Raw genomic sequence first — 5,757 nt, 5'->3', positions numbered from 1 at the left:
ATCACGGTAGTCAGGGCTCTTTCGGTGCGGGTGCGCCTTTCTAAGAGCCAGTCGGGAAAGAATGCGCCGTGACGTAGTTTCGGGATAGCAACATCAATGCTTCCTACCCTGGTGTCTAAGCAGCGGTGACGGTAGCCATTGCGGGTATTAGTCCGTTGTGGAGATACCGTGGCGTAATCAGCGCCGCAGACCGTGTCAGCCTGAGCTGAAAGTATCTGGTTAATGAAGTCTGTAAGCATCTGGCGCATCAAGTCTGGGGAGGCTTGGGGGAGCAATTCTTCCAGATACGCAGTGGGATCGATATGATGGGGGTTAGCGGCCATCGCGGTTATATTCCTTTCGAGGATAGGTTGAAGTTGATTCGAAAGGTACCCGTGATGGTCGCCTTATTGTGCACCGGCACAAGGCTTACCACGGGTTACAGATACACCACACTAATGGACGCAACCTGTTCCGTTTGAGTAGATGGGAAAATCTGGAACATGCCAAGAAAATTTGACCAGGATGCAAAGGACCGTGTGGTCCGCCTTGTAGAAGACCGCATCTTGACGGAAAACATGTCAATGCACCCCGCGTGCCAGGAAGTAGCTCCAAAGCTGGGGGTTTCATGGCACATAGCTCGTCAATGGACTTAAGTCTGCTCGTCGTGCGGGAAACATCACAGAGCCTGTTCCTGAAGACTTGGCTGCGGAAAACGCGAGGCTACGCCGCGAAAATCACCAGCTTCGAGATACCAACGAGTTGCTGAAGGCCGCGTCAGCTTTTTTCTCCTCACGACCAGGCCCCAAGCCTCGGTTATGATCCGGTTCATCGATAAATACCGGAATTGTTTCTCTGTCGAGTTCATCTGCACTGGCGTTAAAAGAATAACCGGGCTCGCGGGTTTATCACCTCGCGTGGTTATCGCCAGTCCATAGGCCACAGCCCGTGGGCTAAGTGCTCGTCGCCTTCGTGATGGCTGTTCTAGTTGAACGCAGTAGTGCCATTCATCGGGATAATGACGGTGTCTTAAGCGTGCGGACAATGTGGCATGCGCTTCACGGTGATGGAATAGATATCGGTCGTGAACACGCTACCCGGCTGATGCGCCTGGCTGGTGTTTCTGGCACAGGCAAAGGCGGATCACCTATCACAACCCGAAAAGCTCACGTGCCGGATCTGCGCCCAGACTTGGTCGATCGTGAGTTCAAAGCCCAGGGCCTTAAACAAGCTGTGGGTGGCCGACATTACCTACGTGCGCATGAAGAAAGGCTTCGGGGTCGGGCCCATGCGCACTGCAGGCATTACCGCTGCAAGCTCTCAATCAAGCGATTGTGTGTGCTGAGGAAACAACAGGTCTCATTCACCATTCGGATCACGGATCGCAGTACGTCAGCGTTGTCCACAACGAGCGTCTCGCCCAGCACGGGATTGCCGCTTCCACTGGGACTGTCGGTGACTGAAATGACAATGCTCTGGCTGAAAACGTTAACGGCTCCTCACAAGAGGCGAACTCATCCATAATCGCAGGTGGAATGATGTTGTCGAGGTAGAAATCGCCACATTTGAGTGGGTGTCATGGTGGAACGAGGTAAGGCTCCACCAAAGCCTGGGATACCAAACCCCAGCCGAAGCGGAAACCAAATTGTGGAAGCAGAACCCGCGACAGGGAATAATAGAAACCAAGGCACATGCCTAGGAACAAAACTCGGGGCACTTCACTATGTCGACTGGGCCGGTGACAAAGTGCCAGTGGTGGATCAGGCTAGTGGTGATACTGCATTCAAGGCCTCACTGTTCGTCGAGGTCAACCCATACTCAGGGCTGATGTATGTTACTGCTGCTGCGAATGAGAAGATGCCGGCGTGGATTGAGTGCCACATCAAAGCGTTGAACTATCTCGGCAAAATACCGGCGGTCATCGTGCCGGATAATGCTCCTACGGCGACCTACCGGCCGAAGAAGAAATCTACATATCGAATGGTCACTGACCGCTACGCAGCGTTTGCCGACTATTATGGGGTCACAATTGTGCCGACAAGACCTGGCAGGCCTCGTGACAAAGCGGCAGTAGAACGCGCTGTGAAAATCGTCTACACCAAAATCCTGGGTTACTTCGGCGATGAGGTCTTCTACAGCCTCAACGGCCTTAATGAGGCGATCGCTTATCGCCTTGCTGACATCAACGACACAATGACGCGGGCTGATGGCACAACACGGCGCCTGCGCTTTGAGCAAGAAGAGGCACCGGTGATGCGGGATCTTCCGCCCGCACCGTTTACGGAAGTGTCCTATAAGCGGCTCAAGGTCGATCGCAACTGGCACATCACTTGTGACTACCAGTACTATTCAGTGCCATTTCAGCTGGTAGGAGAATCGGTAACAGTCAGGCTCACCCCGAAGCTGGTGAGCGTCTTCAAAGGGGATCAGCTTGTTGCTGAACACACGCGCCTTCATGGATTTAAGTACCGTTATTCCACTGACCCCAACCATGGGCCCAGTGGCGATGACGAAGGCCACAAGGCGCTTACTCGTGATGAGCTGTTGGCTTGGGCCTCGTCGTTTGGGCCAGCAACGAACACTGTGGCCAAATTTTGGAAGACAGTTTAGCGAGATCCTATCACTTTTTATCAAGTGATTAATAGACTGCTAGCTCCACTTAAAACACCGATCATTCCGCTGCTCGACGAAAGACTATATGGTTATTGGGCCAGAAAAAGTAGCAGATGGCTAGGAACGCCACGACTATTCGCCCAACCAAGCTAGGGAAGAAAGCTGTAATAGCTATCGTTGCAGCAAAGAGGAAAATGGAACGCACACGATGCATCCAAGGAGATACCGCTTTTTCACCCATGATCATGGAAATGCCAAAAAGGATTACTCCCAATATTGAATAGAGCCACAAATATCCATAATTGAAAAAGTGTTCAACTCCATGTTTCTCAATAATATCCGAGGGGAATATAGTGACAAAAGCCCACAGAGATTCTGGAAAGCGAATAAACTTTGGATCTTTATCCATCCGCATTAGTCATCCTCAATCTCTGCGGTAATTGGCGGAAATCCCCACTTAGAGTACCAGGTAATACCTTTACCCTGCGCGACCGCCCCTGTGATTTTAGTAGCAAGATCGACAAAGTAAGTTGCCCCAAGAAGACCGGCAGCGCCAGAAATAGCAGCTCCGATCGGCCCGCCTGCTACAGCACCCCAAGCAAAGAATGCCGCCTCAAGAGCAGCTGGCCCATCCATTGCCGCTGCGGTAAGAGTTGCAGCCGCCCCAACCGTCAGATCGCTATTTGATATGTGGCCGAGCTTGTGATCATATGTAGTGACAATTTTTGGCTCGTTTTCCTTGTGCTGAACAACGCTTTCATCCTCAGCAAGCACTGAGTGGAAAAAACTGACATCTTTGTCTTCGAAACCATAATCACTACGGAGCTGATCATCGTTGAGATCGGACTTGAGGTTACCCTCATCGTCGTAATCAATATGTTCACCGACGTTACTAATTAGCTCAAGCCGCTTTTTCTCTTCAGGAGTGATATCCTTAAGAGACCTATCAAATTGCTCTTCAGACCAAACAGGAGTTTTCTCTGCTTGTTCAACCGTTTCGGCAGAAGCTGCGGGGGCAATACCTGCAGTGATTAGAGACGCAACTGTCAGAAGCGCGACTCGATTCATGATAGAACCTTTCTGTATCGATAGGCGGACCAAATCTATGATACACGCCATCCTGACATCCCGCTTCTCAGATGAGCCGCACCCTACAGCATGTGGAATGCTCTCGCTGGTGGAATGAGAATTAAGGGGTTTCCGATGTCTCATAAATGAGAGTTCTCGCCTATGATGGGTTCAATCACAATGACATTCGCGAATTGCTCCGAGTAGCCAGCACGGCTTGGAGCCATTCAATAAGCCCGACCCCGGTAGCTCCAGGGGCAAGCTCGAAGGTGCTGCGCCGGGCGAAGGAGCCCTCGGCGGGGGGACTGCTCGAACAGCCACCAGGTTTTCCCGTCGGTGAGGATTCTGTTGTAACGGGAACCATCTTGGCTCATGCGGGTAGTGACATAGTCAGCGAGTTGGTTGATGTAGTCCGCGTCGGCGCTCTCGTTGGTGAGCCGCTTTTTTACTTCGATGACAGTGGCGCCGGTGACGATGTCGATTCGTCGGTAAGAACCATCACCGATCTGCTCTTCCAACCGTGGGGTATCCAAGTCGAAGTCGTCGGTAGTCAGCAGGGTCTTGATGTCGGACTGAATGTCAGCTTCAGTGCGCCCAGTGGAATCTGGAGACGCCAGGCGAGCGATCAGGGATTGTGGTGTGGTCATGGCTTTCTAAGGTGGGTAGGTAAGTCTTAGTTGTTGATTCTTTCACGACGTACCCGTAACAAGGGCTGGTTGGCGGCAACCAAATCTTTGATTTGGGCGGCAGCCCAACGAGCCGCAAGGCGAGGCGGGAGAATAAACAGTAACCCGTAGTGAACGGTTTTATTGGTTGATCGGCTGGGGATATAGTTATAAGCCACCTGGGAAAATAGAGAAAACCGCAGGCAAACCCCTGTGGATAGCCAGCCCGGTATCGGTAAATATGCGCAAGCTGTTTTAGGCAAAAAGAAAGCGCCCCAGAGGGCGCTATTTCTCTGTGTTTGGTTTAGTCGAGTTCGGGGCGCGGTGGCTTCTGCTGAACTGATGGGGAGGTTTTAGTGACTGTAACACCGTCGGTGCTGGCTTCAATTCCTGCAGCGGGCCACACCATCGTTAATTCAACAATGGCTTTTTAATCTCAGCGCGGAAGTGTGCCCAGTCTTGGCCTGTTCGTAGAATCTTGGTGGCGAAGTTTGCGGCGATCAAGTCCCAGGTGAAAGTGTAGGCGTCGCGGTTGTTTTTCGCCAGCCAGTACTGCTTTACCGTGAGCCAGAGATAAAGGTCCATTGCTCGTGGTTTGTTGAGCTCGCGCAGTACATTGAGGTCGATGGGAATGGGTGCTTCGGCAATGTGCTTGAAGAACTGGGGAGTGAGGACAAGTTCTGATTCTATGAAGCTGCCCGGGTTAGGATCGCGTGGGTCGAACCAGAGATTCCAGTCTTCGAGACTTTGGGTGTTGCGACCCCGTGCGTGAACCCCGTCGCCGCTTTGGACAGTGATGAAAGAGCCAGCGATGCGTAGGAGTTGTTCGCGGATATTTCTTAGGTTTCCGGTTGCTCCTCCGGTGCCGCGTCCGGTGACGCCGATTGCTTGAAGGAAGTGGCTCATTGAATGGTCTAGCGGGATGCGTAGGGCTTCTTCATGGGTGCTTTTGCCTTCTTTGAGGCGTCTAGCATTAGCTACGGCGCGGGTGATGATGTAGGCCATGATGAGCTGCGGGTACTTGCCGTAGGGGACTCCGCGTTGGGAAAGAATGGTGATTGTTCCCTGTGGGGTTTAGACGGTGCGGTTGTTTCCCTCGGTTTTGCGGTAAGGGAAGAGCGCTTGGACGAAGAGTTTGGAGGTGTAGCCGACGTCTTGGGTTTGGAGGAGTTCTTGTGTGGCGTCGTATTCTTGCCGGCGGGCTAGTTCTTTGACCGCTTCGAGCTTGGCGCGTGGGGTTGCCCGCAAATCGTGGACACGTAGTAGAGCTACCTAGTGGTTAGGCAGCGATTTTTTCTTCGTTTTTGGTTTGGGTGATGTGGTTTTCGAAATCGACGGGGCTGACCATCCCGAGGGAGCGTGTCAAGTTGTTTGTGTGTGGGGTTAGGTTTATAGGTACTTGTCGAAGCGGTCGGGAAAGGCCACGGCCATT

The 5,757-nt window shown here is 52.4% G+C and carries 8 protein-coding genes; 2 read left to right on the top strand and 6 right to left on the bottom strand.

Going from position 1 to position 5,757, the window contains the following annotated elements; genetic code table 11:
- On the bottom strand, window positions 1-323 hold a 323-nt coding region (locus tag ABRP84_RS11185; protein WP_349853826.1), incomplete at its 3' end, for a transposase.
- A 1,172-nt stretch (window positions 324-1,495) separates the two neighbouring features.
- On the opposite strand from ABRP84_RS11185, the gene ABRP84_RS11180 reads away from it, so the two are divergent.
- Window positions 1,496-1,678, top strand: a complete 183-nt coding sequence (locus ABRP84_RS11180; RefSeq protein ID WP_156905836.1) for an integrase core domain-containing protein — start codon at window positions 1,496-1,498, stop codon at window positions 1,676-1,678.
- Window positions 1,627-2,589: a Mu transposase domain-containing protein gene (locus tag ABRP84_RS11175; RefSeq protein ID WP_023023309.1), complete on the top strand. Its 963-nt coding sequence runs from the start codon at window positions 1,627-1,629 to the stop codon at window positions 2,587-2,589. Before ABRP84_RS11180 ends, ABRP84_RS11175 begins: the two co-directional genes overlap by 52 nt.
- A 61-nt stretch (window positions 2,590-2,650) precedes the next feature.
- Here the strand turns inward: ABRP84_RS11175 and ABRP84_RS11170 are convergent, their stop codons facing one another.
- From ABRP84_RS11170 to ABRP84_RS11150, 5 genes are all read right to left on the bottom strand, one after another.
- Window positions 2,651-3,001: a hypothetical protein gene (locus ABRP84_RS11170; RefSeq protein WP_156904619.1), complete on the bottom strand. Its 351-nt coding sequence runs from the start codon at window positions 2,999-3,001 to the stop codon at window positions 2,651-2,653.
- Window positions 3,002-3,006: 5 nt separating this feature from the next.
- Window positions 3,007-3,660, bottom strand: a complete 654-nt coding sequence (locus tag ABRP84_RS11165; RefSeq protein WP_023023305.1) for a hypothetical protein — start codon at window positions 3,658-3,660, stop codon at window positions 3,007-3,009.
- A gap of 227 nt (window positions 3,661-3,887) precedes the next feature.
- Window positions 3,888-4,307 (bottom strand): hypothetical protein, encoded by a 420-nt coding sequence (locus ABRP84_RS11160; RefSeq protein WP_349853824.1) that lies wholly within the window; start codon window positions 4,305-4,307, stop codon window positions 3,888-3,890.
- Window positions 4,308-4,736: 429 nt separating this feature from the next.
- Entirely contained in the window at window positions 4,737-5,330 is a 594-nt protein-coding gene (locus ABRP84_RS11155; protein ID WP_349853823.1) for a replication protein RepA, read from the bottom strand.
- A gap of 69 nt (window positions 5,331-5,399) precedes the next feature.
- Window positions 5,400-5,573 carry a hypothetical protein gene (locus tag ABRP84_RS11150; RefSeq protein WP_349853822.1) on the bottom strand — a complete coding sequence of 58 codons (174 nt, stop codon included), beginning with the start codon at window positions 5,571-5,573 and terminating at the stop codon, window positions 5,400-5,402.
- Window positions 5,574-5,757: the final 184 nt, after the last annotated feature.

The sequence above is a fragment of the Corynebacterium sp. KPL2861 genome, assembly GCF_040225475.1.
GTDB lineage: Bacteria > Actinomycetota > Actinomycetes > Mycobacteriales > Mycobacteriaceae > Corynebacterium.
This window is presented reverse-complemented; position numbering and strand designations above follow the sequence as displayed.

What these genes read in the sequence shown, in the direction of transcription:
- ABRP84_RS11170 (WP_156904619.1), bottom strand. Translation starts at nt 3,001, where the DNA reads ATGGATAAAGATCCAAAGTTTATTCGCTTTCCAGAATCTCTGTGGGCT.
- ABRP84_RS11165 (WP_023023305.1), bottom strand. Translation starts at nt 3,660, where the DNA reads ATGAATCGAGTCGCGCTTCTGACAGTTGCGTCTCTAATCACTGCAGGT.
- ABRP84_RS11160 (WP_349853824.1), bottom strand. Translation starts at nt 4,307, where the DNA reads ATGACCACACCACAATCCCTGATCGCTCGCCTGGCGTCTCCAGATTCC.
- ABRP84_RS11155 (WP_349853823.1), bottom strand. Translation starts at nt 5,330, where the DNA reads ATGGCCTACATCATCACCCGCGCCGTAGCTAATGCTAGACGCCTCAAA.